The sequence below is a fragment of the Streptomyces sp. NPDC059994 genome, from assembly GCF_042737755.1.
GTDB lineage: Bacteria > Actinomycetota > Actinomycetes > Streptomycetales > Streptomycetaceae > Streptomyces.
In genome coordinates this window covers 68413-71064 of record NZ_JBHWUR010000031.1, presented here as the reverse complement: position 1 = coordinate 71064, position 2652 = coordinate 68413, and the positions used below count along the sequence as shown (strand labels likewise).

Genomic DNA, 2652 nt, shown 5'->3' with positions numbered 1-2652 from the left:
CACTTCAGCCTCTCCGGCGCCTGAGGAGCCCGGGGGCAGGGGGCAGGGAGCGAAGCTCCCGCCCTTCAGGGGCGCGGGGAACTGCGCGACCAGCCACAGACAGCCCGCAGACGAACGGGGTCCGGGGGCGAAGCCCAGGCAACCCGCTTGCCCCGCGCCCGGGGTCCAGGGCGGAGCCCCGAAGCGGGGGCGGGGTGGAGCCCCGGCGGGGGTATCGGGGGTGGAGCCTGGCGGGGGTACCGGGGCGGTCCGGGGGCGAAGCCCAGGCAACCCACTTGCCCCGCGCCCGGGGTCCAGGGCGAAGCCCCGAGGCGGGGGGCGGGGGTGGAACCCCGGCGGGGTTATCGGGGGCCAAGCCCCGGCGGGGTTATCGGGGGCCGAGCCCCCAAAGCGGGGTGCAGGGGCCGCAGGTCCCGCAAGTGGGGGGGGCGGGGCGCAGCCGCGCCAGGGGGTCCGGGGGTGTAGCCCCCGGGAGACCACCCTCACCCCCACCGACCCCCGGAGGGTTTAGGGAAGGGGCGGGGTGGGGCGGGCTACAGGCCCTGCCACGTCGGCTTGTTCGCGTACGTATGGCGGAAATAGTGCGCAAGCTTCAGCTTCGACGCAGCCGCCTCATCCACCACCACCGTCGCATGCGCATGCAGCTGCAGCGCAGACGCGGGGACGACGGACGCCACCGGCCCCTCCACGGTCTGGGCGACCGCCTCCGCCTTGCCCTCACCCGTCGCGAGCAGCACCAGATGCCGCGCTTCCAGGATCGTGCCGATGCCCTGCGTGATCACGTGGTGCGGCACCTGCTCGATGTCGTCGTCGAAGAAGCGCGCGTTGTCGACCCGCGTCTGCTCCGTCAGCGTCTTGATCCGGGTACGGGACGCGAGCGACGAGCACGGCTCGTTGAAGCCGATGTGCCCGTCGGTGCCGATCCCGAGGATCTGGAGGTCCACGCCTCCGGCCGAGGCCAGCGCCAGGTCGTACGCCTCGCACGCCGCCTGGACGTCCGCCGCCGACCCGTCCGGCCCGATGAACGAGTCCGCGCCGAGCCCGAGCGGCTCGACGACCTGGCGGATCACCGTCGCGCGGTAGGACTCGGGGTGCCCCACCGGCAGCCCGACGTATTCGTCGAGCTGGCAGACCCGGGCCCGCGAGGCGTCCACCGCGCCCGCCGCGACCTTGGCCGTCAGCGCGTCGTAGATGGGCAGCGGGGTCGAGCCGGTGGCCACGCCGAGAAGGGCGTCGGGCTTGCGGCGCCACAGTGCCGCGATGGACTCCGCGATGAGCTCGCCGCCTGCCTTGGCGTCCGGGACGATGACAACTTCCACGTGGGCCTGCCGATCTGGAGACGTAGACTAACCAGGGTGGTATAGACCAATCTAGCAGAGCGGGCGGCCCTCCCGCTGGCGGTCGTGCCCTTCTCCCATGGTCGACTGGAGGTGTTTCGGCAACGCGTACGGAGACCGCCATTTGGAGGCATTGCGCATGTCGTCCCCGATGTCGTCGACGCAGAGCACGACGCAGAGCACGACGCAGAGCACGACGCAGAGCACGACGCACAGCGAGCAGCCTGGCCGGATCATGCGCGGCGACATGGCGGAGCAGCCCGCCGTACTGCGGCGCATCCTCGCCGAAGGCGCGCCCCGCATCCGAGACGTCGCATCCGCGATCGCCGCGCGCAAGCCCCGCTTCGTCCTGCTGACCGCACGCGGCACCTCCGACAACGCCGCCCTCTACGCGAAGTACTTGATGGAGATCCGGCTCGGGGTGCCGTGCGGGCTCACCTCGATGTCGACGATCACCGCGTACGGCGCCCGGCCCGACCTCAGCGACGTACTCGTCATCACCGTCAGCCAGTCCGGCGGCTCGCCCGACCTCGTCGACTCCACCCGGGCGGCGCGCGGCGCGGGCGCGATCACGCTGGCCGTCACCAACAACGCCGACTCGCCGCTCGCGGCCGTCTCCGAGCATCACATCGACATCCTGGCCGGGCCGGAGAAGGCGCTGCCCGCGACCAAGACGTACACCGCCTCGCTGCTCGCCCTCCATCTCTTCGTCGAGGGTCTGCGTGGCGGCGACGTCTCGGCCGCCGGGGCGCTGCCCGAGCTCGCGGACCGGATCCTGGCCCGGCAGGACGAGGTGCGACAGCCGGCCTCCCGCTACCGGTTCGCCGAGCGGATGGTCATCACCTCGCGGGGGTACGGCTATCCCACGGCCAAGGAAGCCGCCCTCAGCTGATGGAGACGAGCTACGTCCCCGCACTCTCCTCCTCCGGCGCCGACCTGCTGCACGGCCCGCTGGCCATGGTCGACAACATCTCGCCGGTGATCGCGGTGGTCACCGACGGCCGCGGCGGCCAGGCGCTCCAGCCGGTGCTCGACCGGCTGCGCGGCCGGGGCGCCGACCTCTTCGTCGTCGGCCCCAAGCCGCAGGTGGACGCGGCCTCGGCGGGATTCGTCCTGCCGGTCGAGGGCGTCCCCGAGGAGCTCCAGCCGATCCTGGAGATCCTCCCTCCAGCTCCTCGCGTACGAGGTGACGATCGCGCGCGGCCAGGCCCCCGACGCGCCCCGCGCCCTGGCGAAGGTGACCGAGACGCACTGATCCGGGTCCGGGCCGCGACCGGCCGTACGCCCGCACCCGCGCCGCAGCCCGCACGCCCGC

Annotated in this window: 2 protein-coding genes and 1 pseudogene; 1 reads left to right on the top strand and 2 read right to left on the bottom strand. The window is 73.0% G+C overall.

Annotated features, from left to right (window positions below):
• Nucleotides 1–533: 533 nt before the first annotated feature.
• Nucleotides 534–1319: a glucosamine-6-phosphate deaminase gene (nagB, locus tag ACFWA7_RS17990; RefSeq protein ID WP_385823812.1), complete on the bottom strand. Its 786-nt coding sequence runs from the start codon at nt 1317–1319 to the stop codon at nt 534–536.
• A 51-nt stretch (nt 1320–1370) separates the two neighbouring features.
• Complete coding sequence (locus tag ACFWA7_RS17985) at nt 1371–1574, bottom strand: hypothetical protein (RefSeq protein WP_385823810.1); 204 nt, start codon at nt 1572–1574, stop codon at nt 1371–1373.
• On the opposite strand from ACFWA7_RS17985, the pseudogene ACFWA7_RS17980 reads away from it, so the two are divergent.
• Nucleotides 1573–2592, top strand: a pseudogene (locus ACFWA7_RS17980) (SIS domain-containing protein). The gene ACFWA7_RS17985 and the pseudogene ACFWA7_RS17980 overlap by 2 nt on opposite strands.
• Nucleotides 2593–2652: the final 60 nt, after the last annotated feature.